The sequence below is a fragment of the Kitasatospora sp. NPDC088160 genome (genome assembly GCF_044741445.1).
Lineage (GTDB): Bacteria > Actinomycetota > Actinomycetes > Streptomycetales > Streptomycetaceae > Kitasatospora.
In genome coordinates this window covers 271,516-295,195 of the sequence record NZ_JBIUSS010000002.1, presented here as the reverse complement: position 1 = coordinate 295,195, position 23,680 = coordinate 271,516, and the positions used below count along the sequence as shown (strand labels likewise).

Sequence of the window (23,680 nt, the reverse complement as noted above, 5' to 3'; positions counted from 1 at the left end):
CTGCGCCGAGCGCGCCAGTCAGGTGGGTGGCGGTCACCGCGGTGTGGTGCGTGCGGGAACCCCGGCCCTGCGCATTCGGATCGGCTGGCCGGCCACCCTGGTCCTCATCGGCTCACCGGCCCGCCCATGTCGCTGCGGCGGCCTACATGGAGACCACCGCCTCACGCGAGGCGGTGGTCTCCAACGGTCAGCACGCGGGGGTGCATCCTAGGAACGGTTCCTAGGATGCACCCCCGCGTGTTGGAGCCTCGGGCTACTCCCAGCCGAGGTTGTAGGCGATCTCGTCGTACGCGGTGCCGGTCGCGCCGCTGAGCACGGCCGGGAGGACAACCACCCGAACCGTCAGCCCGGAGGCCTCGTTGATGAGGTCGCCGACCTCAGGAGCGCCGACCGTCGTCTGAAGGGGGCCGTCCTCGGTCTCCCAGACCGCCACCACGGGCGCACCCTCGGGCAAGTCAGCGAGGAGCCCGCACAGGAGCGACACCGTCATCGCGTCCTCGTCGTCACCGTCCACCTCCGGGAGCGCGACCACGGGGACCCGTCGGCCGGACTCGTCGCGTACTGGGGCTTTCACCGGCCATCCCACCCGAGTGCGACCGGGACCGTCCTGCCCGGGGCAGTCGGCGACGACCAGTAGATCAGCGGGCAGCACCCCCAGGAGGGCACGGAGGTCTCCGATCCGGATCGCGGTCGCGGGGAGCTCCAGGGGAACGTTGAGCATCATCGTTGGTCTCCTTGTTCAGGCGGCCGGGATTCGCGGTCCCGGTCTGGCCCTGCCATCCTCCAGCAGCGTCGGCCGCCTTGAGAACAACTCCCGTGCTAGATAAGGGCGGTGATGAGATAGAGGCGAGTAGATCGGCGCGGCGCACTGGGTCGGCATGGAGAGCATCGGGGTGACCCTCACGGGGTCGTGCGCACTGACCACCGCGAGCCTGCACGCCCAGGCCGGGTGGCCGGCGGCCACCTCATCTCTCATCGGGCCCAGGGGCGTCAACGCCCAGCTGGGCACCAGTGACGTCACTGGCGCCCGGCTGGCCTGCTGGGCCTTCGGGTCAGTCCAAGCCGAAGCCGTAGACGATGGCTTCGTACGCCCGGCCGGTCGCGCCGGTGAGCACGCCGGGCAGGACCACCACCCTGGCCGTCGCCCCGGTGGTCACGTTGGTGATCAGGTCGCCGAATTCAGGCGTTCCGACGGTCGTCTGACGGGGACCCTCCGGCGTCCTCCAGGCCGTCACCACCGGCGCTTCCTCCGGCAGGTCGGCGACGAGCCGGAGGAGGCGCGACACGGTCATTCCGAACTTGTCGGCGGTGTGGACCTGCGCCAGCGCAATCACCGGCACATGGCGGCCGGACTCGTCCAGCACTGACACCTTCATCGGCCACCCCAGCCTGGTCAGGCACGTGCCCTTCGGTCCGGCGCAGTCGCCGACGACCATCAGGTCATCGGGCAGTACCCCGAGGAAGGCGCGGAGGTCGCCCAGCCGCAACGCGGTCGGGGGAAGGTCCAGCGGAACCCTGAGATTCATCGGTCGTCTCCTTGGTGGTGGGTGGCCAGGGTTCGCGGCCCCGGCCTGGCCCCGCCATCCTCCCGCGTGGACGGCCTCCTTGGGCACAACTCCCGCACCCGGTCAGGAGGGTGAGGGCATAAGTGCGAGAACTTCGGAACGACGGGCGGGGTCTGCGTGGAGCGCGCCGGTCAGGTGGGTGGTCACCATCGCCGCGCCGTGCGCGCGGGCACCGCGCAGCGTCATGCAGGCGTGCTGGGACCGAATCAGGCACGCCGCGCCCTGGATGTCGAGGTGCGCGCCGAGGGCGTCCACGACCTGCCGGCCCAGCCGTTCCTGAACCTGCGGCCGGGCGGCGAACTCCTGCACGAGACGGGCCAGCTTGGACAGGCCCACGATCCGGGCCCCCGGGGTCGGCAGGTAGGCGACGGTGGCGTGGCCGGGGAAGGGCAGCACGTGGTGTTCGCACATCGCCACGAAGGGCACGCCGACGGCGGCGATCAGCCCGGCCCGTTCCCCCTCCGACGGGAAGGTGACAGCAAGGTGCCGGGCCGGGTCCAGGCGCACGCCAGCTGTCAGCTCGGCAAGGGCCTTGGCCATCCGCCGGGGGGTGGCGGCCGTGGATTCGGTGTCGCATGGGATGCCAAGGGCGGCGAGCAGGCCGGCGGCGTGCTCGGTCGCACCGGTCAGGTCGATGGTGTTGGTGGGGTTGGTCATCGGTTGCGTTCTCCAGGCCACAGCAGCACGTGCTGCCGCATCGTCAGGTTCCAGTTGCGGCCGATCACGTCGTCGGCCAGGGACCGGGCGACATCGAGGGTGCGCTCGGCCGTCGTCCCTTCGGGCATCACCCAGGTCGCGTGCGGGGGGATGTGGAAGCGGTCGACCAGGTCGGCGATCTCCTCAAGGTCGTCCGGGCCGGAGGCGACGAACTTGAACCGGGCGCGGCCCCGGTGGGCGAGGTCGGCGAAGACCTCCAGGGCATCCGGCTTGATCCGCCGCTCCTCCGGCATGCCGGAGTTCGTCAGCTTGGGACTGACGTTGAAGGCCAGCCTCGGCACGCCGAGGCTGACGGGCTGCGGCGCGAAGGTGCCGTTGGTCTCGATCTCGACGCGGCGGGTGGTGTACCGCAGGACGGCTATCAGCGAGCGCCAGGCGTCGGTACGCTGGTGCAGCAGCGGTTCGCCGCCGGTAATGACGACGATCGCGTGCGGGTGCGCGGCGGCCCACTCCGCGAGTTCGACCACCGGGACGCGGCGGATCTCCTGGCGCAGGTCGTACCGCTTGGCGTCCCAGGTGTACGGGGTGTCGCACCAGTCGCAGGCCAAGTTGCAGCCGCCCAGGCGCAGGAACAGGGCCGACTGGCCCGCCGTCGGCCCTTCTCCCTGAATGGTGGGCCCGAAGGTCTCGGCGACGGGCAGGCCGGCGTCCGGCAGGACGAGGACGCTCACGGGGCCGCCGTCCAGGAGGCCGCGTTGACGGCGGTCTCGGACACCCCGACATGGGAGACGTACGCCCCGGCGGCGCGGGGCAGAGTGTGCAGGGCCTCGGTCGCGACGCGGCCCAGCAGTTCGGCGACGGCCTCCACGCTCGGCCAGCCGAGGCCGGCGGCGTGCTGCTCCTGCTCGGTCGGGTCGTCGGCGCCGAAGCGGAACAGCTTGCTGCCCTGCCCGGCGAGGACCGGGGCGAGCGGGTCGGTGGCCCCGAGCATGGTGCCGTGGTCGAGGAAGGTGTCGATCCACTCCCGCAGGACGCGCTTGAACGCGCCGAACTCCACGACGGTGCCGGCCGCCAGCACCGGCGCAGACACGGTGACTTCGACCAGCCAGGAATGCCCGTGCAAGTTCTCGCACTTCCCCGCAAGGTGCGGCAACCGGTGCGCCGTCTCGAAGTTGTGGCGGACGGTGACGGCGTGGCTCACAGCTGCTCCCCCGCGTCGGCCAGGTGCACGACCGCGCCGGCCTCGCCGTCCTCAGACACCGCGGTCATCGTCACCCGCAGGCCGACGCTGCTCAGGTGCTCGGCGAGGGTACGGGCCAGGGTCTCGCACGAGGCCGCCCCGCACTCGCGGGCGCCCGGGCCCCACCAGCCGCGGATCAGGTCACCGAGGTCGTGGAACTCGGTGTCGCGGTCGTCGTGGGCGACGGCGACGCTGACCGTGATGTGGAACAGGTGGCGGTGCCGGGCCCGCAGGTAGGAGCGGTGTTCGGGCGCGGCGGGCCAGTGGTGGAATCCGGGCAGCTGGACCTTGGCCCAGACGTTGACGGGCTGCTTCACGAGGATCGTGTCTCCGGTTCGGTGAGGGGCGGGTAGGACGGCTGGCCGAGCAGCTCGTCGCGGGCGGTGCGAGCGAGGCGCCACACGGTGGTGGTGGCGTCGACGGTCTGCGCGCACATCAGGCAGCAGGCGGTGCGGCCGCGGGTGGGGTGGGCCGGCTGGTCGAGGTCGTACGCGAAGCCGCGGTCGATCACGCCGACCTTGCGCAGCAGCGCGGAGTCGACCCGTACGTCGGGCCACCGCAGCGGGCCGAGCCAGGTGGAGGAGTCGCAGGAGTCCGGCGGGACAGCCAGGCACCACTCGTTGACCGTCAGGCCGAGGACGTGCACCCACAGACCGGGGTACTGTCGGTGCCGTTCCCACAGGGTGTGCAGCAGGCGCAGCCGTACCGGGGCAGGCGCCTGGACGACGTTGCCGAAGCAGATCCGGTCGTACTGCTGGGCGAGCTCGTCGAAGTAGTCCCAGCCGTCCACCAGCGGGTGGTAGACGGGGATCGGTGTGAGGCCTTCGCCCTCGAGGCGGGCGCGGGTGCGGATCTTGTTGTCCCGGCCGCCCTGGTCCAGCTCGATGTAGCCCCACAGCCGGTCGCCGTGGCGCTGCACCAGTTCGACGTAGCGGGCGTACAGGTCATCGAAGCCGTCGATCTCCTCCGGGGCCAGGCGCAGGGCCTCGTCCATGGAGACGCCGGGGTGGGCCCGCTTGTACTGGTTGGTCAGCCAGAAGATCCCCGAGTCGAGCAGGACGCGGTGCCCGGCGTCCAGCAGGGCGACCAGCCGCCGTTCGTGGCCGGCGGTGAGCAGGTCGTTGGTGGCGAGCAGCACGTGGTGCGGGTAGTGCTCGGAGTCGCCGGCGGCGAAGTACAGGTGCCGGTCGGCCGGGTCGAACGCGCCGCCGCCGGTGCGCTTCGCCGGGCTCATCGCTGCGCCCCTTCCAGCGCGGTGCCGCCGGGAGCGCCGGTCAGCTCCTGGACACGGTGGGCGGCGTGCCTCCAGCAGGTACCCAGCGCCGTCGCGGCGTCCGCGCACAGCCGGGCGGCGGCCTGGTAGGAGTCGCTGTCGCCCGGGGCGTAGCGGAAGCCGGCGGGCAGGTTGCCAACGCGGCGCAGCATCGCCGTCTCGATCCGCTGGTGGTTCCAGCGCAGCGGCGCCAGCCAGGACGAGGAGTCGCAGGAGTCCGGGGCCAGCGGCAGGCACCACTCGTTGGCGGTCAGGCCGAGCGCGTGAATCCACAGGTGCGGGTACCTCTGGCGGCGCTCCCAGATCGTGTGCAGCAGCCGCAGCCGCACCGGGGCCGACGCCTGGACGATGTTGCCCACGCAGATCCGGTCGTACCGCTCGGCCAGCTCATCGAAGTAGTCCCAGCCGTCCACCAGCGGGTGGTACACCGGGATCGGCGACAGGCCGAGGTCGTGAAGGGCCGCGCGCTGCGCCCGCTTGTGCAGCAGGCCGCCCTGGTCCAGCTCGATGTAGCCCCACAGCCAGTCGCCGTACGTGCGGGCCAGGTGGATGTACCGCTCGCGCAGTTCCTCGAATCCGTCGATCTGCTCCGGGGCGAGCGCCAGGGCCTCGTCCATGGAGACGCCGTGGGCCCGGCTGTGCCGGTTGGTGAGCCAGAAGATTCCGGAGTCGAGCAGCACCCGGCAGCCGGCGTCCAGCAGGTCGCGCAGCCGCCGTTCCTCGGCGTCGCCCATCAGCTCGTTGACGGCCGTCAGCACATGCGGGCCGGCGTTGAACTCCCCTCCGCCTGCGGTGAAGTAGATGGGCCGCTCCGACTGGTCGAAGGTGCCGCCTGCGGTCGGCAGGATGGCCGTCACGACTCGTCCCGGAGCGTGGGCGCCTCGCCGCTGATCCGCTCCCACTTGTCCAGGAGGTGACCGGCCAGGTACCGCTCGGGCTGCACCATCACCAGGCGCCGACCGGCGGCCCGGTCCGCGAACGGGGCGAGCGGGGTGGGGTAGGGCAGGAAGAGGCTGCCCTCGATGAGCAGCGGGGTCCACTGCGGCCAGCCGTCGAAGACCTCGGCGACGACGAGGCGGTGGTCGCCGAGCTCCCACACTTGCCCCGTCTCCACCTGGTGCTCGGGCTCCCCGACAGTGACGCCGGCCAGGGCCAGAAGGTCGCCGCGGGTGGGCTGCTCGGACTCGGCGGCGCCGTCGTCGTCCGCGTCGTCGTCCGGGCCGCCCGGGGTGACCTCGGCGAGCATGGCGTCGATCTGGGCGTGGTCGAAGCCGGTGGCGGCGAACAGGGCCGGGTCAACCTGCTCCAGGTCGGACAGCATCGCGGCCAGTCCCTCGCCGTCCCAGCCGCCTTGCGTGGTCAAGTGGTTGGAGGCAATCAGGTACGCCTCGGCATGGGCGTCGTCACGGGAGGCCCAGCCGCGCACGACCGGGACAGTCCATGTGCCGTCGTCGGTGACGACCACGCCCTCCGGGGCCGCCTTGCCCGCGTCGCGACGGCGCGCGAGGGTCTCGTAGCGGCCGTGGCCAGCCACCAGCCGGTCGGTGCGTTCGTCCAGCAGGCCGGGCTCGGTGAAGTCGAACTGCTCGACGGAACGGTCCAGCCCGTCGTCGTCGTGCCCCTTCGGGTTTCGGGCGGCGGGCCGGATCTCGTCCAGCGGCATGTAGTCGATGTAGCGGGGGGCTGCCATGAGCGGGGAACCTAGGCCGCCGCCCGGGGTTAGGTCGCGCCGAGCAACTTCCCGCGCTGAGGTGGGGGTTCAGTCCCTGGCCGTGCCAGCGAGAGGCCGGCGCGGGTACCGGGAGTGGATCGGGCCGATCAGGCTGAACGGGTCGCCGAACTCGGCGACCAACTGCTCGTAGATCGGTGTGCCTGCGTCCCCGGCGGGCCGCGCTGGTGCCAGGTGCACGGCAGGCTGGAGGGCGGGCGGCCGCTCGGTGAACCAGGGCGAGCGAGGCGCATCGGGCGCGGGGTCGTACGGGCTGGTCACGGTGTTCCTCTCAACATGCCTGCGATGGGCGGACGTTAGATCAGCCGACGGACAGTGGGGACGCTGTGCTGGCCTTCTCTCCCCGGCCAGGCGCGCGCGGGGGAGCGCCTGGCCGGGGAGATTGATGCGCGCAGCGTTTGGCGTTCTTACTGGCTTCCGCGTACCGGCGGGGCTCCGCGCTTGGCCGCGCGCACCCGGCGGACCTGGGTGTTGCCGGACGTGCGGGACCGCTTGGTCGGGTAGTCGAGTTCGTGGAGTGCCGGCCGCTCGCTGGGCGGGTTGTCCCAGAACGCTTCGAGCTGCCGGACGCGTCCCTGATGGTCCGGTTCGGGGTCCTTGAGGCGCCCCGCGGTGCGCACGTACTCCCACTCGCCGTAGGTGTCGGGCGGAACCCCGTCGAGCAGCGCCCGGGCGACGTTCTGCGCCTTCTCGGCGGTGGACTTCTCGGCGCGGTGCCGGTCGTACTCGCCGAGGGCCCATTCGATGTCGGCTCTGTCGGTGACGAGGGTGTACGACTCCGGGGAGCGGCCAGCGGCCTCGGCCTGCGGCATGTTCCAGCAGTCGATGCGGGCTGGGCAGAAGCGCTTGCAGATCACATCGGTGCTCGGCCCGGACCGGTCCCGGGGCAGCGCGGTGCCCAAGTCGAGAGCCGTGGCGATCGCGGTCAGCCGGCCGAGCGCCCGCCGGGCGGCCCGCTCGTCGAACGGGCGGGTGAACTCCTCGTCGTTGCCGCTCTTGCGCTCGAAGTAGATGATCCTCACCTCGGTCACCACCTCGCCAGCGAGGCGCAGGGCGAGGGCGTACAGCTGCGTCTGGTCCCACTCCGTCTCCGGCGGGCCGTCGCCGCCGACGAGTGCCCACTTCCAGTCCCCGGCGGTCTTGTAGTCGTACAGGACGCCGGTGACCGGGTCGTACTCGTCGTAGCGACTCGGCCGGTCCAGGCCCGGCAGGGTGACGGACTGCTCGTACAGCCGCCAGGGGTAAAGGGCGCGCCGGCGGCGGGACACCGAGTCGTGGATCAGGGTCCCGGCCCGGGCCGCGCGCCGGTCCACAGGGGCCGGGACGTAGCCGGGTGGCGGGTTCTCCCGGTACCAGATCGCGCGGCGGCAGGAACTGGTGTCGGAGGCGCCGATCGACCACTGACCCGGCTTCTTGGGACGGCGGGAACGTCGGCGGCGGCCGGTGTGCTCGGACGCCGCGAGGTCCTCGTCGAGCCGGGCGTGGGCCGCCGCCTGGGCCCGTTCGAGGAGCACGTCGGCGGGGTCGCGGCGGTAGCGGGCGCAGCTGGTGGAGGGGTGGCCGCCGGAGCGTTTCTGTCCCCGGTGCGCGTGACGGGGCGCGCCGCACTGGCAGGGAAGCGGGCTGGGCCCGATGAGACGGGCGGCGGCGAGCGTACGGGCTCGCTCGATGGGGAGCTTCATGAGGTGTCCGTGTGGGAAGGCCGCAGGGCCGCGCAGACAGGACGCGGCCCTGCGGGCGGGGTGGGCAAGGAGGAACGGGCTAGCCCTCTCGGGCGTCCTCTCTGCTCCACACGGTGGTGTCGGGGTCGAGCCTGACCAGCAGGCCGCCGGCCTCGACGTGCTCAGCCGCCTCGGGGTGGGACCCCAGCGCCGACACGACGTAGGGGCGCAGTTCGTCGAGCAGGACTGCGAGCTGCGGGGCCTCCGTCTTCTCAAGGTCGGTCCCGGTCGCCTGCCGCCACCGTGCGGTGATCTTGGCGACGGTGGTGCCCATCGCGGCGGCGTAGGCCTCCAGCTCGCGGCGCAGTTCGTCTGCGGTGGGCGGCTGGTCGATCGGTTCCGCCTGCGGTGGTCCCGCTTCCTTCTCCGGCGGGCCCTGCTCGGTGGCGCCCTCGACCGTGTCGGCGGTGGATGCGCTGACCACCGTGCCGGGGATGACCGCACCGGGTTGTCCCTGGGAACGAGCCTCGCGGCGGCGCGCTGCTCCGGCCTCGCGCTCCATTTCGCGCTGAGCGGCGTCGGCCTGCTCCATCTCGGCGTGCTCGTAGATGTTCACCAGCTCGCGGGGAAAGGCAATGCGCCAGGCCTGCGCCTCGGCGACCTTGCCGATCATGTGGGCGCCCATCGTCGGCCACTGCCCGGTCAGGACTCGCTTGCCGGTCTTGTATCCGTCGCCCGTGACCGGGTCGTTGCGCCACTCGTCCTTGCCGACGGCGAATTCGGAGAAAACGGCGACGGCTTGGGTGACTGTCTCGTCCCCGGCGATGCTGCGGTGCTCGATGCGGCACATCGCGGCGGCGGGCGGGTGATCGTGGAGCCACACGTCCACCCAGCGGCGACGGTTGATCCCGTCCTCGCCCACGACCCACCACTTCGGATCGTCCTCGGGTCCGGTCCAGAACGGGCCGACGCGCCGGATGAAACGGCCGGTGCGCTGCCCGGTGTGCCGGAAGCCGTCGATCCCGGTCTGCGCGGTGTAGTACAGCTCGTCCTGCTTGTTCACCTTGCGCTTGCGCTGGATGTAGTAGATCTCGCGGCGGAACGGGTCCAGGCCGGTGCTCTTGCAGATGTGGAAGAACGCGACGAGGTCGTGCGTCGGGGCGTGGGCGAGGCCGATCGTGGCCATGGCCGCCCGCTGGGCCTTCGTCCAGAAACGCTGCTCCTGGGTAATCTCCAGGACCTGGTCGGCCGTCTCTATGGCCATCTCCGCGCGGTTGTCCGTCAGCGGGGTGACCGGCTCGGCCTTGGGCGGTGGTTGCTGAGTTGGTGCTGTCACAGGTGCCTTCCTTGTCTCCGTGGCGGCACCGGGGTTCGCAGGCCCCGGTGTGGCTGCCTGCCTCCACCCTCCCGCTGGCCCGGCCTACGTGGGAACACTCACCACGTGGCCAAATGGGCTGCGGAGAAGGGAGATTAGGAAGTGTGGCCGCCGGGCCCGCGGGTTGCGAAGCCGCCCGGGTCCGCGTGCTCCCCTTGATAGGAGACAGCCCCGAAGGGCGTGTTGCCAGAGCACGCGGCCGGTTGGCCCGGCGGCCACATCATCACTCTAAGGCAGTGCCGGCCGCAGACACAGGGCCGGTGACCATGAGGATGTTCGCGGTCGTCTCCCGGTGCTGGCGGGTGCGGGGCCGAGTTGCGCTCAGAGCGGCCAGGTAGCGGCGAGCGCGACGCTGGCGGCGGCCAGGTAGCCGGTGGTGACCCGGTAGCGGGTCACCAGGCCGGCGCGCGCTGCTACTCGCGTGGCGGCGGCCGTTCGTCCCTTGACAGCGCGGCGGGCAGTCCCGCGAGGGTCAGCCCCGTGACGATCACGCTCGGGTCCATCGGCGGCGTCCACACCTCCCGCACGATCATCGCCGTTCCGAGCAGGAACAGGATCAGGTCCCTGATCGTCTTCCAGCCGGTGATCTCGGTCCATCTGGTCCTCCGTCGGTGTCGTCGTCCAGCGGGAGGCTGCTGGTCGTCCGGGTCCCGGTCCACAGCGGGGGACGGTAGGGCGCGGAGGGGGCTACCGTCGCGTCGAGGTGGCTTGCAGCTCGGCGACGGTGGATTCGAGCTCTGCGATCCGCCGGGCCAGTTCGACTTCCCGCGCGGTGCGCACGGCGATCTCCTCGCGGGCGAGGGCCAGTTCCGCCTGCGTTTGGCCCCAGGCCTCGGCCATCTGGGTGCGCAGCCGGGCGATGTACTGCTCGGCGTCCACGCTGACAGGCTCGGCGGTCTGCGTCATGGTGGCGGGTTCTCCGTTCACTTCGTCGCCTTGGCGGTGCCGTCGACGGGCGGCCGGGTGCATGCGCTGGCGGCCGTCTTCCGCAGGTGCTGAACGCCTGCCCTCAGCAGGGCGGCTTCGGCGAGGGTGAGCCGGCGGCGGTCGGCGGTGCCGAGCAGGTGGTCGAGCTGGTCGGGGGTGGGGCGGTTGGTCATGCTGTCTCGTCTCCGCTGTCGCGCTGGTGCGCGTCGTCGCGTCGGGGCACGGCAGCGTCCCACATCGGCGTGGTGAAGGTCTCCGGGTGGCGGGGAGCGGCATCGGCGGGAGGCGGGGGTTGCGGCAGGGCGAGCTGCTGGCGGGCCTGCTCCACGACTTCGACCTTGGCCGCCACGCCTTCGGGGGTGATGCCGTGGCTGCGGCGGATCACGTCGAGGGGGTCCGCTGCGGGCTGCGCTGCTGCCGCGCGGAGTTTGCCTGCGGCCGGGCCGGCCGTGACGGTGACGCGGGTCCGTTTGACGTGGGCGATCCGTTCGAGGTGGGCGGCGCGGGCGGTCGCCCGGTCGGGCGCGTTGTGCAGGGTGACGGGAGCGGTGTCCCCGACGGCCAGGCCGTGGATCGCCTGCGTGGCAGGGGCGGTGAGGCCCTTGGCGGCAGCCGGGTCGGCGTGCCGGTGCTCGATGGGATCGGGGACGAACGGCTCGTGCAGGAGCATGTCGATGATCTGGTCGAGGCCGTCCGGGGTGCCGGGGTCGATGTCGTACTCGGCTGCGCGCCACTCCAGTGCGGAGGTCGGGAAGATCGTGATGTGGTGTCCGTCGGATCGCTGCTGGCGGACCTGCCAGCACTTGGTCGGCCCGATGGTGATCTGGTCGACGGCGAGGACTCGGTACTGCTCGGGCATGGGAACTTCCCTTCCTGTCAGATGCGGAAGCACCAGAAGCCGACGGCCCCACTGTTGTTGGCGTTGACCCCAACGGTGAAGCCGGTGCGCGAGGAGTCGGTAACGTGCCAGCCGAGGATCGCCTGCGTCCACCGGAAGCTGGCGATCGGCACCATGTCGGAGATCATCGTCGGCCCGTAGCTGAGCGACGCCCTGTTCCAGTTGTCCATCTGAACGGTGCCGGTGAACAATCCGCGATCCGGGTCGGCGTACCAGTAGTTCGGGAAAGTGCCCCTGTACTGCAGGGCGGGGTTGTCGAGCCACAGTTCGCTGGTGGTGCCGTCGTCGTTGTACCGGCCGAGGTTGGCACCCCACTGCTGGGCGGTCACGTAGCCGTGGAGTTTGTCCTCTTCGAGGTAGACGAGGGCGGCACCTTCGCTGGCGGTCATCCTGACCGCGCCACCCCACGGCTTCTGGGTGTCGGTGCGGATGGTCTCCAGGGCGGAGACGTAGTCGGTCAGGTAGAGGCGGTAGGCAGCCTGCTGCCCGCGCGCGGGGAAGGTGCCGCTGTTGAGCCCGATGTACGCGGATCCGTTGTTCCCTCCGACCGCGTTGATGAAGGCGTAGTTGGAGCCGGTGGTGGGGAAGAACCTGATCTCGGGGAGGCCCCCGCCGGGGTTGATCTCGATGCGCTGGCCGGTGGTGCCGCTGGACAGGCCCCCGATGAGCTTCACCTCGCCGGTGGCCGCGGACACAGAGACGGTCCTCACGCCGGCGGCGTTCCAGGCTTCGATGCCGCCGGAGTTGATCTCGACCCTCGCGCCCGTGTCGGAGGTCTTGATGCGGGCGGACACCGTGACGTCCGCGTTGAGCTTGCCCACGGTCAGCTTGCTGGCGGAGACAGTGCCGATGTTGGCGTCCTGGATGGTGGCGAGCGCGATCTTCGCGCCGATGATTGTGGCGTCCGCGAGTTGGGCCGTGCCGATGATCTGGTCAGCGAGGTCGGACCTGATGACGACGGTCGGAGCGGCGGAGGCCTCGGCGGATGGCCGTGAGGCGTTGCCCGCCCGGTCGCGGGCGACGAACTTGACGTAGTAGGTGGTGCCGTAGGACAGGCCGGTGATCGGGGCAGCCGCCGCTCCGGCGAGCCGGTCGACGATCGTCGCCGCGCTGGGGGTGAACCCGGCCGCAGTGGAGGCGTGAACCTCCAACTCAGCGAAGTCCGCTGGCATCTCCTCACCCTGGGAGCCGCGCCCGTCCCACACCGCGCGGACAGCGCCGATCAGCGAGGTCACCACGGGCTTCGACGGCACCGGGGGCGGCGTGGTGTCGCTGGCGAGGATGATCTCCTCCGACAGCCGCCAGGTGGAGGAGTTCCCGGAGGCGTCCACCGTGCGCACCCGGGCCTGAACGCGTTGCCCGGCAGGAAGCTGGTCGTAGTGGGTGATAGTGCCGTTGACGGCCTGCTCCGGGGACCACTGCGGGTCCCGGCCTCCGGTCGCCAGGCCGGGCAACAGGTAAGAGACGTAGTAGTTGCCGGCATCGTCGTACACGGTGCCGTCCTGATTTTGCGTCACCTTGGGCCAGGACACCGCCAGGGCGGCGTGCTGCTGCCCGTCCCGGTCCAGGTAGGCCCAGGAGCCGAGCAGCACCGCATCCGGCTGCTTCGGAGCGACGGTGTCGTTGCGGTCGCCCAGCGGCGGCAGCGGGGTGCGGGAGGCGGAGGCACCGCCGTTGGTGAGGGCGTCCAGCTGCCGCTGCACCCGGATGCGCTGCTCCACGAACAGGTCGGCCAGTTCCAGGCTGCTGGTGGGCAGGCCGCTGTCGTCGTAGGTGGTGGCGATGGTGCGCACCCGCAGCGGCTCCAACGCGGCCGGGCTGGTGCGCCGCTGGTCGTAGCGGATGTAGTCCCCGACGCGGTAGTCGATGCCGGGCCGGTGCTGGGTGGCGGCCGGGTCCAGCTCGATGGTGAAGCCCTCGGCCGCCGCCGCCATGCCGCCGAGTGTGACGCGGGCCAGTTCGGCGAGGGTGGCGGCGTCGGTGATGCCTCCCCGGCCGTCGAAGGCCTCCCGGCGCCCGTAGCGGGCTTCGACGGCCGGGTTCACAACTTCGGCCAGGGTCCCGGAATCACCGGCGGCCAGCAGGTAGGAACGCACCGAGCGACGTGAACGCTGCCGGGGCCCCTTGAGGACGTCCCGGCCCAGGTACAGCACGATCCCGGGATGGTCCGCGGCGCACACCGTGTCGGGCACGTAGGCGCGCAGCCGGTAGCCCTCCATCCGCACGTCGGCCCACCCGGCCCCGGTGATCGAGGTGACGGTCTTGAGCAGGTCTCCGCCAGCGTCGTACTGGACGGTGTACGTGGCGGGCCAGGGGCGGCCAGCGCTGTCGACGGCCGAGGTGAAGTCCCACGTGATCTCGGGCAGGGCGCCGCGGGCCTGGGCGCGTTGCAGCAGGGTCGCCAGGATCGCGCCGGGGGTGGCGTTGACGAACGGGAAGTGCGGGTCCAATCCCTGGACTGGCTGTCCCGGGGTGTGGCCGACCGGGTAGATCACGGCGCGGTCCAGCAGGGCGAGAGCGCCCCGGCAGCCGACCTGCACCAGCCGGGCGTCTCCGCCTCCGTCTGCCGGGTCGTCGCCATCGTCCTCCAGCAGGTAGCGCTGCGGCTGCTCGACGCCGTCGATGACCAGGGAGATGCGCGGGTCGTCACCGGCCAACAGGGCGGCGCCGAGGGCGTTGCGCGGGTAGGTGAAGGTCAGCGCGCCGGCGCCGTTGTGTTCGGCCTGTGTCTTGAGGTCGGCGGGGTAGGGCAGCAGCCCGAGCAGGGTGCCGCTCGGGCTGAAGACGCGCAGGTGCACGGCCACGGTGTTCTCCGGTCAGGTCAGGTAGGCGCGGCGGCCGGTGACGGCGAGCTGGGTGTTGACGCCGGTGTTGGTGCCGGCCAGCCGCACGCTCGGGGGGCTGCCTGGTCGGCCGGGGGCCAGACGAAGGACCGCGGGCCCGGTGAGGGTCAGCCGCCCGGGGTCGGGGACGAGGCCGCCGCTGCCGGTCAACTGCCAGGTGGCGGCGTCCACGGTGAGGGCTTGCCCGGCCGGGATCTGCCCGGTGTAGGTGAAGGAATCGCCGTCGCGGCCGGTGCCGTCGGTGGTGTCGGTGACGGTCGGGGCGGTGATCGGCCCGGTGATCAGGTAGGCGAGCTGTTCCATGGGCGCGGTGGCGTCGGCAAACGCGGTCAGTGCCAGGTCCTGAGGCACGGCCGCGCCCGCGGTGCTGGTCTGAGTGCTGGTGTCGGCGGACACCCAGTACCCGGCGGGCACGGTGACCTCAAGGCTGATGCGCATGCCGCTCTGGCCCAGCGGCGTCGGGGTGAGCGCAGAAAGCACTTCACCCTCGCAGCGCCGGACCTGGCCGGCGGCGGTGCGCCGCTCGAAGGTGAGCAGCCGGTGCGGGCGGGCGACCATGCGCAGCAGGTCCTCCCACGCCGCTTCGACGTCCTGCCAGCCACCAGACTGCGGGGCCAGCCACAGGGCGAGGGTGAACTTGCCGGGGCCGAAGTGCTTGGGCCGCCACAGCTCCCCGATGCGGTTGGGCACGGTGGCGTTGGCGCCGACCACGACCGGGGTGGCGGTCAGCCCAGCGCGGTACTCGACGTCGCGCACCAGGCCGTCGGTGAGGTCGTAGCCGTCCACCAGCCAGCGTTCGCGGGCCATCAGGCGCTCTCCTTGTCGAACAGGCCGAAGCTCGCGAGGGCCCGCAGCCGGTTGTTGACGGTCTCGCCCGGCGTCTCGGGCAGCGGGTTGGTGATGTACTGCACGATCGCACCGGGCGAGATGACGGTGCCGATGCGCTCGCCCTGGCCGCCGTCGGCGATCTGGCCGCGGGCGGCGTTGATCGCGCTGACGGCCGATCCGCCGCCGAGGCCTCGTACGGCCTGCGGGGTGAGGACGCCTTCACCGGGGCTGAGCCGGGCCAGGGTGGAGTCCTGGCCGGGCGCGTAGCCGGGCACGACGCCGCCGGTGGCGTAGCCGCGCACGAAGTTGAGGACCCCGTCGACGGCCTTGTTGACCATGCCTCGCAGCACTCCGCCCCACGCGGTGTCGGGCATCCAGTTGAACCAGGCCCGCACCGGGTTGAGTGCCTTGCCGAGGGCGCCGACGGCCCAGCCGCGCAGTTGGTCGACCGCGCCGTCGACGAGGCCGCCGAGGGAGAAGCCCTGCACGGGCGCGCCGCCGTCGGCGAGACGGCCGGCGCGGGCGGCGTCGTTGAGGGCGGTGATACCGCCTTCTCCGCCGAGCTGGCGCACGGCCTGCGGCACGAGCACGCCTTCCCCGGGGGAGAGCATGGCCGGGACGGTGTCACGCCCGGGCGCGTAGCCGGGCACGACGCCGCCTCGGGCGAACCCGACGGTGAACGAGGGCAGCTTGCTCAGGCCGAAGGAGTCGGCGATCCAGTTCCAGGCCTTCCGGAGCCCGCCGTCGTACACGGTGTTGACCATGAAGCGGATCGGTGTCGCGAAAATCCCCGACAGTTTGCCCCAGGACCAGCTCACGAACGAGACCATGTTGTCGACCACGTAGCGGACACCGTCGGCGAGGCCGCTGAACGCCCCGTTGACGACGCTGCGGAACCACTCGGACTTCTGGTAGGCCGTGACCAGCCCCAGCACCAAGGCGGCGACGGCAGCGACGATCAACATGACCGGGTTGGCGGACAGCAACACCAGGGCTCCTCGTACAGCGCCGATCGCGTTGGCGACGAACATGATGCCGCCCGCGACGCCGGCTATCGTCAGCAGCGCCGACACGAAGGCGCCCATGCCGGGGATCGACAACAGCACCTGCACGGCCGAGGCGACGGCCTGGATGACGAACAGGAACCCACTCAAGGTGTTGCCGAGGCCGCCGAGCTGAGCGGCGATGCCGGCGATCGAGGTGAGCAGCCCAACGAGCTGGCCCCACAGCTGGCCGTTGCCCAGCGCTCCGGCCAACTCGACTACTGCTGGCAGGACTTCGGTGCGCAGCCGGGCGATGAGCGGCGCGAGTGTCGGGTTGTTGGTGAAGTTGAACCAGGCGACGCCGAGGGCTACGACCAGCCGACCGATCTCCTGGAGGACGGGGACGGTGTTGGCGAAGTACCCGGCGAGCTTGGCCTGCGTCTCCCCTTCGCCCGTGAGCGTGCGGAAGGACGTCGCAGCGGCCGACAGCGAGTTGAGGAGCTGCTGTCCGGCGGGGACGGCGGCGCGCCCGATGTTCAGGACACCGAGGCCGATGTCCCGCAGGATGCCCCACAGCTGCGCCCCGGTGTCCCCCGCGCGCTGGAAGAACCCTTCGAGCTGGCCGCCGTCGCGGCGGGCCTGGATGAACGCGGCCGCCAGAGCCATCCCGCGCTCGGTGCCACGAGCCAGCCGCTCCAGCAGCGGCGCGGCGGCGACCGTGATGTTGCGCAGGCCGTCAGCCGCGCTCAGACCGGCGTTCGCCAGCGAGCCGATGACCCTGGTGTTGGTCGAGGCGACCTGGGCCAGGTCCGCGCGCCACGGCCCGGACGTGGCCATCTCCGCGCCGCGCTCGGCGGCCTGGCCGAGTACCTGCCCGGTCTCGCCGATCGCCCCGTTGAAGATCGGCAGCAGGGTCAGGCCCCGGCTGATCGCCTTCTCCAGCGGCGGCAGCAGCGCCTCCTGCGCGGTGTTCCGCAGCCCGCGCAGGGCCGGCTGCACCGTGCCGGAGATGAACTGGGCGAAGCGCCGCCCCGCTGGGGAGAGCGCGTCGAGCGCCTGCTCGGCGGCACTGGCGGCCCCGGCGGCGGAGTTCAGCGCCTGGGACTGATCCCGCACCGCGCGGGCGACGTCCCGCTGCGCGTCCGCTACTTGCTCGGCGGAACGTTTCTGCTGGCGCTCCGCTTCACGAACGGACTTGTCGAGGTCGTTGTGCGCGTCCTGGACCTCGCGTACCGCCTGGACGCGGGCACGGGCGGCCTGCTGCTCCGCGTCCTGGACGCCCCGGACCGCGTCCTGCTCGGCTTCCTGGGCGCGGGCGAGCTGCTCCTTCGCGGAGGTGACCTGGTCACTGCCCTCGACGCCCTGCTGGTTGGCCTTCTTGACGTCCTCGGCGAGCCGCTTGTTGCGGGTCCGGACGTCCTCGAGCTGGTTGACCGCCTCCTGGTAGGAGATCTGCGCTTCGCGCCGGTCCGTCTCCGACGAGAACGGGGAGACGTCGACCTGGTTGAGCCGGGAACGGGCCTGCTCCAGGGAGAGCAGCGCTTTCTGCTCCTCCAGCGGCCCGCGGGCGGCGTCCCGGTTCAGGTCCTCCAGGGTCCGGGCAGCCTGCTGCCGGGCGTCGTTCAGCGCCTGCTGCGCCTGCGCGGCGGCCTGGTGCGCGCGGGTGACCGTGAGCTCCGCCGCCGCCAGCTGCCGGTCGGCGGTGGCGACCTGCGCCGCCGCCTGCTCCTGGACGTCGGCCAGCCGGCGCCGGGACTGCGCGACCTGCTCGGCGCCACGAAGCGCCTGCTCGTCGCTGTCGCGCTGCGCGGAGCCGAGGCGGCGCTGCGCGTCCGCCACCCGGTCTGCGGCAGCCTGCCGGGCCTGCGCGGAGGCGGACGACGCCCCGGCGGACTGCTTGTCCGCCTGGCCGAGCGCCTTGACGGCGGCGCCGATGCCGGAGAACGCGGCCAACAAGGTTCCCGCGCCCTGGACGGCGGCGCCCGCCGCCCCGGGAAGGGCGCCGAGCAGCCCGACCGCGGGCGCGGCGGCCGCGCCCATCGCGAACAGCCCGGCGGCGACCTGGGTGAGGGCCTGGCCGAGGGCGAGCGCCCCGGAGGCCATCGCGGGCAGGCGGGCCAGACCGGCGACGGTGGAGCCGAAGCCTTCAGCGGCTTGGAGCAGCCCCCCGCCCCCGCCCCCGCCCCCGCCCTCGCCCTCGCCGCCGGCGGAGGCACGAGCGTTGAGCGGGACGTCGACCGGCCGGGACGCCAGCGTGCGAAACTCCGCGAGGCGGGTGGTCGCGGCGGCGGTGTCGACGTCGACCCGGACGCGCACCGACAGGCCGGCCAGCGCCTCCTTGACCCGAGCGCGCAACCCGGCCGTCTCGACGTCGAGGTCGACCTTGACAGTGGCGGCGGCGGCCTCGACGGCGGCCCGGACACGCTGCCGCAGCCCGCCGGTGTCCAGGCCGACACCGACGCGCACGTACGCGGCACGGGCGGTCGCCGCCCGCACCTTCTCCGCCAGACCGGACGTGTCGGCATCGACCGCGACCTTGATGCGGGCACGGACGGCCCGCGTAGCCGCCTGGACGCGCTGGCGCAGCCCGGCGGTGTCGATGTCGAACGTGACCTTGATGCGGGCGCGGGTGGCCTGTGCAGCGGCTTCGACGCGCTCACGCAGACCGGAAGCGTCCGGATCGAGCCGGATCTTGGCCCGCAGGTTGCGCACCGCCGTGTCGACGCGGGCCTTCGCGTCCGCCGCGAACCCCGACGAGTCGGCGACAACCTCGACAACGAGACGGCCGGAGTCGATCTCCTCAGCCACGGCCGGCCGCCTTCCCGCTGCGGCGCAGCACGGCGACCGCACGGGCCATGCCCTGCTCGTCCCGCTCGCGCGCGCGGCCAGCGCTCAGGTAGGCCGGGCGCGGCAGCTCGACCGGCCGGCGCAGGCGGTGCTCCGCCGCCAGCACCGACACCAGCTCAACCAGCTGCGCCAGCAGCTCCTGTGTCAGGCCCCAGCGATCCGCACCGACCTCCGCCTCGTCCCGGCGCAGCAGGGCGTCGGCAGGCAGCCCCCGCATCAGGGTCAGGAGGCGTCGGGTGCCGACGAATTGAGGGTCACCGGGCCGTCGCCAGACGCCTCGGACGTCGAGCTGGTAGTACCGCTGAAAGTCGGCCTCGAGGTCGTCCCAGCGCTCGAAGGCGTCTCGGACGGCCCGATGAGTTCCCCCAGGCCGCCACCGCCCGCCAGGTACTTGGTCCAGGCGTAGCGCACCAGCTCCAGGATGTCGGAGTGGCTGGGGCGCTGGGCCATCAGCCGGGCGAAGCCGTCCTCGCCCAGCAGTCGGCGGCCCATCTCGGCGGCGGCCGCGATCAGGTCGGACGGCAGGCTCGGCTCCGAGCCAAGCACGTCCACGATCAGGTTGGCGGCCTGCGTCTGCTGCTCACCCTGTGCCTGAGCGGCCTCCACCAGCGAACGCAGCAGCAGCGGCAGGTACGGGATGCCGATCAGCGGCTGCCACACCTCCAACGGCAGCTCCGCCGGAAGAACGGCCACCTCGGTGCCGCCGAGGATCACCGGCTCCTCCCCGACGGTGTACTCGGCCTGCGCGGCGCCCGCCCTCTCGGCGGCGGCGGTCAGCCGGCGCCGGCGGGCGGCGTCCAGGTCGATCCCGGCCATGTCGGCTCCTCGGTCAGTCGGCAACGGAACGCCGCAGACCGTAGAAGCCGAAAGCACTTAGCGTCGCGCCGGGCGCGCGACCTCTTGACGCTAAGTGCGGTGGATCAGCCACGTCACGAGTGCGCCGCCGGTCGCGTACGCCGCCCCGCGCAGAGCTTGGAACAAGGCGGCCCGGCCGAGCCGGCGGATCGTTCGGAGCTGCTTTTGGGCCATGTACGTGTCCTTCCTCGTAGGGAAGAACCACGGTGGACGCCCGATCCAACTCGCCGGACGAGCAAGAACATCGGCAACCGCGTCGGACTGCGACTTGCTAACGTTAGAGGCGGTGGAACACAGTTGAACGGTTGTGAACGGTGGTGGGGGCGGCCGTGGGACGTGCCGGACGACTTAAACGGCCAGACCTTCCCGATGGGCCGCACAAGGAGCTGAACGACTGGCTCCATGACCTACACCGGCGCGCGCACTCGCCGTCCATCGGAGTGATGACGAACGCGCTGGCGGCCCGTAGTGTGCCCGACGCGAGCAGGACCACGATCTACAACGCTTTCAGCCACCCTCGTCTGCCGATGGCCAGCCTTGTAGACGCCCTTGTGGTCGAGCTTCTCAGCCGGATCAAGGGCCTATCGCAAGACCAGAGCGAGTCCACTGCACTGACCCTCAGCCAGCTGTGGATCCAGGCCGATGACGAAGACCGAGCGAAGCCTCCCAGCTCAACTACGCCTACGCCAACGAACACCCGACCATCCCTCTGGGGCGACTTGCCTGGCCTCGAGCAGAGATGGGCCGCCCCTTCGCCATCAGCACCGCTCGCGGGTAGGGGGTCATCTCTGTTCGATGACCTCCCCCTGCCTGGCTTCGAGAGTCCGACGGCGCACCTAGACGTGGCCCAGCCACCAAAGCCACCCCCCGTATGAACACGGCGATGCCCCGGCCAGGGGGGTAGCCGGGGCATCGCTGGGTCGGGCTGCCCCAGGGGGGGAGGGCCGCCCGACGTGATCCACAGTAGGCGCAGGGGCCACCTATGGGCACAGGCCCAATGTTGCTACTTCCAGGGGAAGTTCACGCCGCCGCCGGAGCGAAGCCGGGGTCGTCAGTCAGGTCGTACCACGGGTCGCCGACGGCCCCGCCGATCACCTTCAGCTCCAGCGGCAACGTGGACTCGGAGTCGTTGGGGAACTTCTGGTTCACCGACGCGACCTGCTCGCACAGCGGCACCAGCCGGCGGTAGTGCTTCGAGCCGTCGATCAGCTCCACCGCCGCCTCGAACTGCTTGCGACCGCCCACCTTGGGCGGGCTGTACCGGTAGAACGTCTTGCCGCTCTGGGTGGTCGAGGTGACCTCGCCACCGCCGTACACCGCGACGATGTTGCGAGCGTTCCACTCCTGAAGCTCGACCTTGACCGTCGCCGCGTCCTCGGTCTGAATCGTCCGAGCCGCGTACCGCAACTGGTGGCTCTTGATGTCCTCGAACTTGGGGTCGGTGTTCCACTCCAACGAACCCGGCTTGAACAGCCCGACCTCCGTCCACCCGGTCGGCATCGCCGCCACCGGGTCCGTGGGCGCGATCGTACCTGGCGGCGCCAGGTACAGCCGGGCCATCTGGGCAACGAACAGGCTCTCCGTGGGCACGGTCGATCCTCCTCAAGGGACGCGCCAGGGACGTGCCGGACCGTAGGCCCCGCCGGGCGGTAGCGTCGCGCCGTCCCCGCCCCTCACCGCGCATGAGGCTGTCGCGCAACTCGCACAATCCCCCGGCCTCACCCGGCAGCGGGGTGCGCGGTGAACGCGACTACGCCCACGTACCGGCCCTGCCCGGTCGGCTCCGGCAGCCACCCGCCCGCCGACAACGCCCGCACTGCGGTCACCACCGGCCTCCCCGGCTTCCCCTCCTGCGCGGCCAGCTCGTGCAGGGCCTTGACCGCGGTGGTGAACGCCAGGCGCAGCACCGGGCGCGGTGTGGAGCGGTCGAGGTCGCCGAGCGCTTCGACCTGGAGGTGAAAGGTGGCGGTCCAACGCCACCCCGGGGCGGAGCCACCAGGCACCTGGGTGATGCGGATACGCGGGTAGGGCGGAGCGTTGCGGGCCCCCACCCGGCCGGGGCCTCCCAGGACACCGGTCAGCTCGTCGTGTTGGGACAGCCAGGTGACGGCAAGCTCCTCGGCGTCCAGGGAGGCCAGGTCACGCACTCGCCTGGCCCTCGGCGGCCTTGTTGGCCGGCGCCTTCGACAGGGCCGGCTTGCGCTCGACCGCGGGCGCGAGGGCCTTGGCGACGGCCTCGGCGTCGGATGGGTCCACACCGGCCACGTACCCGGCGCTGATCAGTTGCCGGGCCTCATCGTGCGGCACCTCGATCTCGTCGCCGGGCAGCAGTGGCTTCCCCTGCCGGTCGAGGTGGTGGGCGAGGATGATCCTGACGGTGTCGGTGTGTGCCATGACGGGTCCTTCGGACGGGAATGGGGTGACCGGCCGAAGGAAAGCAGTCTGGACCTCTACCGTCCCGCCGGGCCAGACCGCGGGCAGGCCCGGCGCCTGGGGCTTGCGGTCACCGGTGCCGGTTGGCGACCTGCGAGGTGGCGCCGCTCATGAAGTGCGTGCCCTCGCCGTGCGCGAACTCCGCCTCGGCTGCCCTCGGGAAGTCGCACGTCACCTCAGCGCGGGTTCGCTCGCCGTCGATGGCGGCCTTGCCTGCCGAGATGGTCGCGGCGACCGCTTCCGGGTCCTCGGTGACCGTGCACCGGCAGCCGGCTGTCTCCTCGGCCGAACCGTCCGGGTCGCGGGGCCCGACGAGGAAGGCGTCGCCGACCTTGAACGGCACCGGGGCGGGCACAGTCTGCCCATCGGCGGCCTGATGGGTGGGCCGTGCCTGACCGTCCTCCTGGATGTGCCAGGTCTTCGCCGCCGGAGCTCGTCGCCGGGCCTCCTCCGCGACCTCTTCGGCCAGGCTCTGTGTGTGCCGCAGCATCAGCGGGGCCAGAAGCTGGGCGATGTCGGCGGGCAGGTCGAGGTGCGCCATCAGGGGTGCCCTTCGGGCCGGGTACCGTTCGAGGTACGGGCTCGGGCCCTCACCCGCACGTACGCCAGGGTCGGATGGCTGGCGCTGGTCACCTCGTCGGCAGCAAGCACCGTCCACTCGGTGCCGGTGGCCGGCTCGGCTACGACGTCGCCGACCAGCAGAGTGCCTGCCTGCCCGTCCAGGGCCAGGTGCCACGTGCCGTCGGTCTGCGGCGCGGCCCGCCCGGGCCACGGTCCCCGCAGCGGACCGAGCGGCCCGGTCATCTCCGCGCCGTGCACGTCCAGGACGGGTGTTCCCCGGGTGCGGACGCCGAGTTGCCGGTCGGCGAGCAGAACAGCCATCACAGCCCGCCCGTGCCGTAGCCACCCTGGATGGTGAGCCCGGGAGGGTTCGGCCTGATCGGCACCTGGTAGATGCGGCGGCCACGCAGCCGCCACCGGTCGGTGGTGTCAAGGTCCGGCGGCGCGAGCAGCACCGGCGGCTCGGCCGCGGTGTCGTAGGTGACCGACTGGCCCTCGACGGAGGCGGAGGCGATACGGCGCTGCCGCACGGGTGCGTCCGCGAGCAGCGGGTGATGGCAGGCCGTCGCCCTGACCCACAGGCGCAGCGGGGCTGTCTGCGGGTCGGCGCGGGCGTCGATGCCAGCGGTGTAGGTGATGGTGTAGGTCGGCGAGCCGAAGGGGCCCGACGGCGTGCCCGTGTCGAGGACGGCGGAGATCACCGCGATGAGGGGCGCGTGGTGGAGCACCCAGCCGTCGGTGCCAGCGTGGACGCCGCTCTCGGTGTACTGGACGGGCAGCAGCGGGCGGCCGAGGTGGGCGACGAGGGTGTCTTGGGCGTCCTCGATGGCGGTCTCAATGCGCTGCCGTACGCCGTCGTTGAGTGGGCTGAGAAAGCCGAGGCGGCGGGCGATCTCCTCGGCCGTGACGATCAGCTCCACCGTCGTCCTCCTGGTGTAGCTCGGTGGCGGGGGCCCGAAGGTAGGCGGAGGCGCCGTCTTGTGTCGTCCCGGGCCGCCGCACGAT

General features: G+C 71.9%; 28 protein-coding genes. All 28 read right to left on the bottom strand.

The genetic code is table 11. The features are described 5' to 3' along the window. Positions 1–253: 253 nt before the first annotated feature. The 28 genes from ACIOGZ_RS03920 to ACIOGZ_RS03785 all read right to left on the bottom strand — a co-directional run bounded on the left by ACIOGZ_RS03920 (position 254) and on the right by ACIOGZ_RS03785 (position 23,595). Positions 254–724 (bottom strand): hypothetical protein, encoded by a 471-nt coding sequence (locus ACIOGZ_RS03920; RefSeq protein WP_363628984.1) that lies wholly within the window; start codon positions 722–724, stop codon positions 254–256. Positions 725–1,052: 328 nt separating this feature from the next. Beyond that, positions 1,053–1,526 (bottom strand): hypothetical protein, encoded by a 474-nt coding sequence (locus tag ACIOGZ_RS03915; RefSeq protein ID WP_363628986.1) that lies wholly within the window; start codon positions 1,524–1,526, stop codon positions 1,053–1,055. A 102-nt stretch (positions 1,527–1,628) separates the two neighbouring features. Continuing rightward, positions 1,629–2,222 (bottom strand): GTP cyclohydrolase I, encoded by a 594-nt coding sequence (gene folE, locus ACIOGZ_RS03910; protein ID WP_363628987.1) that lies wholly within the window; start codon positions 2,220–2,222, stop codon positions 1,629–1,631. Then, complete coding sequence (locus ACIOGZ_RS03905) at positions 2,219–2,953, bottom strand: 7-carboxy-7-deazaguanine synthase QueE (protein ID WP_363628989.1); 735 nt, start codon at positions 2,951–2,953, stop codon at positions 2,219–2,221. Before ACIOGZ_RS03905 ends, folE begins: the two co-directional genes overlap by 4 nt. Continuing rightward, entirely contained in the window at positions 2,950–3,423 is a 474-nt protein-coding gene (locus ACIOGZ_RS03900; RefSeq protein WP_363628991.1) for a 6-carboxytetrahydropterin synthase, read from the bottom strand. The genes ACIOGZ_RS03905 and ACIOGZ_RS03900 overlap by 4 nt, the downstream gene beginning before the upstream one ends. Next, on the bottom strand, positions 3,420–3,779 hold the full coding sequence (locus tag ACIOGZ_RS03895; RefSeq protein ID WP_363628992.1) for a hypothetical protein: 360 nt from the start codon (positions 3,777–3,779) through the stop codon (positions 3,420–3,422). Before ACIOGZ_RS03895 ends, ACIOGZ_RS03900 begins: the two co-directional genes overlap by 4 nt. Continuing rightward, positions 3,776–4,696: a hypothetical protein gene (locus tag ACIOGZ_RS03890; RefSeq protein ID WP_363628994.1), complete on the bottom strand. Its 921-nt coding sequence runs from the start codon at positions 4,694–4,696 to the stop codon at positions 3,776–3,778. Before ACIOGZ_RS03890 ends, ACIOGZ_RS03895 begins: the two co-directional genes overlap by 4 nt. After that, the gene (locus tag ACIOGZ_RS03885) at positions 4,693–5,592 is read right to left on the bottom strand and encodes a hypothetical protein (protein WP_363628995.1); all 900 of its coding nucleotides are present in this window, start codon (positions 5,590–5,592) and stop codon (positions 4,693–4,695) included. Before ACIOGZ_RS03885 ends, ACIOGZ_RS03890 begins: the two co-directional genes overlap by 4 nt. Then, positions 5,589–6,425, bottom strand: coding sequence for a hypothetical protein (locus ACIOGZ_RS03880; protein ID WP_363628997.1), 837 nt, complete (start codon positions 6,423–6,425; stop codon positions 5,589–5,591). The genes ACIOGZ_RS03885 and ACIOGZ_RS03880 overlap by 4 nt, the downstream gene beginning before the upstream one ends. A gap of 69 nt (positions 6,426–6,494) precedes the next feature. Then, positions 6,495–6,725, bottom strand: a complete 231-nt coding sequence (locus tag ACIOGZ_RS03875) for a hypothetical protein (RefSeq protein ID WP_363628998.1) — start codon at positions 6,723–6,725, stop codon at positions 6,495–6,497. 146 nt (positions 6,726–6,871) lie between these two features. Continuing rightward, a complete protein-coding gene (locus ACIOGZ_RS03870; RefSeq protein ID WP_363629000.1) occupies positions 6,872–8,146 on the bottom strand; it encodes a hypothetical protein in 1,275 nt (424 codons plus the stop codon). A gap of 79 nt (positions 8,147–8,225) precedes the next feature. Further along, positions 8,226–9,461, bottom strand: coding sequence for a recombinase RecT (locus tag ACIOGZ_RS03865; protein ID WP_363629002.1), 1,236 nt, complete (start codon positions 9,459–9,461; stop codon positions 8,226–8,228). Between the two features lie 452 nt (positions 9,462–9,913). Further along, the gene (locus tag ACIOGZ_RS03860; protein ID WP_363629003.1) at positions 9,914–10,159 is read right to left on the bottom strand and encodes a hypothetical protein; all 246 of its coding nucleotides are present in this window, start codon (positions 10,157–10,159) and stop codon (positions 9,914–9,916) included. A 28-nt stretch (positions 10,160–10,187) separates the two neighbouring features. After that, the gene (locus ACIOGZ_RS03855; RefSeq protein WP_363629004.1) at positions 10,188–10,427 is read right to left on the bottom strand and encodes a hypothetical protein; all 240 of its coding nucleotides are present in this window, start codon (positions 10,425–10,427) and stop codon (positions 10,188–10,190) included. Then, a complete protein-coding gene (locus ACIOGZ_RS03850; RefSeq protein ID WP_363629006.1) occupies positions 10,424–10,600 on the bottom strand; it encodes a hypothetical protein in 177 nt (58 codons plus the stop codon). The genes ACIOGZ_RS03855 and ACIOGZ_RS03850 overlap by 4 nt, the downstream gene beginning before the upstream one ends. Then, on the bottom strand, positions 10,597–11,286 hold the full coding sequence (locus tag ACIOGZ_RS03845) for a hypothetical protein (protein ID WP_363629008.1): 690 nt from the start codon (positions 11,284–11,286) through the stop codon (positions 10,597–10,599). The genes ACIOGZ_RS03850 and ACIOGZ_RS03845 overlap by 4 nt, the downstream gene beginning before the upstream one ends. Positions 11,287–11,303: 17 nt before the next feature. Continuing rightward, positions 11,304–14,129 (bottom strand): hypothetical protein, encoded by a 2,826-nt coding sequence (locus tag ACIOGZ_RS03840; protein ID WP_363629010.1) that lies wholly within the window; start codon positions 14,127–14,129, stop codon positions 11,304–11,306. A gap of 12 nt (positions 14,130–14,141) precedes the next feature. Continuing rightward, positions 14,142–14,975, bottom strand: coding sequence for a hypothetical protein (locus ACIOGZ_RS03835; RefSeq protein ID WP_363629012.1), 834 nt, complete (start codon positions 14,973–14,975; stop codon positions 14,142–14,144). Next, positions 14,975–18,787, bottom strand: a complete 3,813-nt coding sequence (locus ACIOGZ_RS03830) for a hypothetical protein (RefSeq protein ID WP_400984699.1) — start codon at positions 18,785–18,787, stop codon at positions 14,975–14,977. Before ACIOGZ_RS03830 ends, ACIOGZ_RS03835 begins: the two co-directional genes overlap by 1 nt. Further along, positions 18,780–19,043, bottom strand: coding sequence for a hypothetical protein (locus tag ACIOGZ_RS03825; RefSeq protein ID WP_363629016.1), 264 nt, complete (start codon positions 19,041–19,043; stop codon positions 18,780–18,782). Before ACIOGZ_RS03825 ends, ACIOGZ_RS03830 begins: the two co-directional genes overlap by 8 nt. Positions 19,044–19,048: 5 nt before the next feature. Beyond that, on the bottom strand, positions 19,049–19,642 hold the full coding sequence (locus tag ACIOGZ_RS03820) for a hypothetical protein (protein ID WP_363629018.1): 594 nt from the start codon (positions 19,640–19,642) through the stop codon (positions 19,049–19,051). 90 nt (positions 19,643–19,732) lie between these two features. After that, a complete protein-coding gene (locus tag ACIOGZ_RS03815; RefSeq protein WP_363629020.1) occupies positions 19,733–19,855 on the bottom strand; it encodes a hypothetical protein in 123 nt (40 codons plus the stop codon). Between the two features lie 846 nt (positions 19,856–20,701). Continuing rightward, positions 20,702–21,271: a hypothetical protein gene (locus ACIOGZ_RS03810; RefSeq protein ID WP_363629022.1), complete on the bottom strand. Its 570-nt coding sequence runs from the start codon at positions 21,269–21,271 to the stop codon at positions 20,702–20,704. Positions 21,272–21,399: 128 nt separating this feature from the next. After that, entirely contained in the window at positions 21,400–21,828 is a 429-nt protein-coding gene (locus ACIOGZ_RS03805) for a hypothetical protein (RefSeq protein ID WP_363629024.1), read from the bottom strand. Continuing rightward, the gene (locus tag ACIOGZ_RS03800) at positions 21,821–22,075 is read right to left on the bottom strand and encodes a hypothetical protein (RefSeq protein ID WP_363629025.1); all 255 of its coding nucleotides are present in this window, start codon (positions 22,073–22,075) and stop codon (positions 21,821–21,823) included. Before ACIOGZ_RS03800 ends, ACIOGZ_RS03805 begins: the two co-directional genes overlap by 8 nt. Positions 22,076–22,184: 109 nt before the next feature. Beyond that, the gene (locus tag ACIOGZ_RS03795; RefSeq protein WP_363629027.1) at positions 22,185–22,655 is read right to left on the bottom strand and encodes a hypothetical protein; all 471 of its coding nucleotides are present in this window, start codon (positions 22,653–22,655) and stop codon (positions 22,185–22,187) included. Then, entirely contained in the window at positions 22,655–22,996 is a 342-nt protein-coding gene (locus ACIOGZ_RS03790) for a hypothetical protein (RefSeq protein ID WP_363629029.1), read from the bottom strand. Before ACIOGZ_RS03790 ends, ACIOGZ_RS03795 begins: the two co-directional genes overlap by 1 nt. Next, the gene (locus ACIOGZ_RS03785; protein WP_363629030.1) at positions 22,996–23,595 is read right to left on the bottom strand and encodes a hypothetical protein; all 600 of its coding nucleotides are present in this window, start codon (positions 23,593–23,595) and stop codon (positions 22,996–22,998) included. Before ACIOGZ_RS03785 ends, ACIOGZ_RS03790 begins: the two co-directional genes overlap by 1 nt. Positions 23,596–23,680 lie beyond the last annotated feature (85 nt).

Bases quoted from the DNA above. Each gene is read 5' to 3' on its own strand.
- ACIOGZ_RS03920 (WP_363628984.1), bottom strand. From the start codon at position 724: ATGATGCTCAACGTTCCCCTGGAGCTCCCCGCGACCGCGATCCGGATC.
- ACIOGZ_RS03915 (WP_363628986.1), bottom strand. From the start codon at position 1,526: ATGAATCTCAGGGTTCCGCTGGACCTTCCCCCGACCGCGTTGCGGCTG.
- folE (WP_363628987.1), bottom strand. From the start codon at position 2,222: ATGACCAACCCCACCAACACCATCGACCTGACCGGTGCGACCGAGCAC.
- ACIOGZ_RS03890 (WP_363628994.1), bottom strand. From the start codon at position 4,696: ATGAGCCCGGCGAAGCGCACCGGCGGCGGCGCGTTCGACCCGGCCGAC.
- ACIOGZ_RS03880 (WP_363628997.1), bottom strand. From the start codon at position 6,425: ATGGCAGCCCCCCGCTACATCGACTACATGCCGCTGGACGAGATCCGG.
- ACIOGZ_RS03870 (WP_363629000.1), bottom strand. From the start codon at position 8,146: ATGAAGCTCCCCATCGAGCGAGCCCGTACGCTCGCCGCCGCCCGTCTC.
- ACIOGZ_RS03850 (WP_363629006.1), bottom strand. From the start codon at position 10,600: ATGACCAACCGCCCCACCCCCGACCAGCTCGACCACCTGCTCGGCACC.
- ACIOGZ_RS03845 (WP_363629008.1), bottom strand. From the start codon at position 11,286: ATGCCCGAGCAGTACCGAGTCCTCGCCGTCGACCAGATCACCATCGGG.
- ACIOGZ_RS03835 (WP_363629012.1), bottom strand. From the start codon at position 14,975: ATGGCCCGCGAACGCTGGCTGGTGGACGGCTACGACCTCACCGACGGC.
- ACIOGZ_RS03825 (WP_363629016.1), bottom strand. From the start codon at position 19,043: ATGCGGGGGCTGCCTGCCGACGCCCTGCTGCGCCGGGACGAGGCGGAG.
- ACIOGZ_RS03820 (WP_363629018.1), bottom strand. From the start codon at position 19,642: ATGGCCGGGATCGACCTGGACGCCGCCCGCCGGCGCCGGCTGACCGCC.
- ACIOGZ_RS03815 (WP_363629020.1), bottom strand. From the start codon at position 19,855: ATGGCCCAAAAGCAGCTCCGAACGATCCGCCGGCTCGGCCGGGCCGCC.
- ACIOGZ_RS03800 (WP_363629025.1), bottom strand. From the start codon at position 22,075: ATGGCACACACCGACACCGTCAGGATCATCCTCGCCCACCACCTCGAC.
- ACIOGZ_RS03795 (WP_363629027.1), bottom strand. From the start codon at position 22,655: ATGGCGCACCTCGACCTGCCCGCCGACATCGCCCAGCTTCTGGCCCCG.
- ACIOGZ_RS03790 (WP_363629029.1), bottom strand. From the start codon at position 22,996: ATGGCTGTTCTGCTCGCCGACCGGCAACTCGGCGTCCGCACCCGGGGA.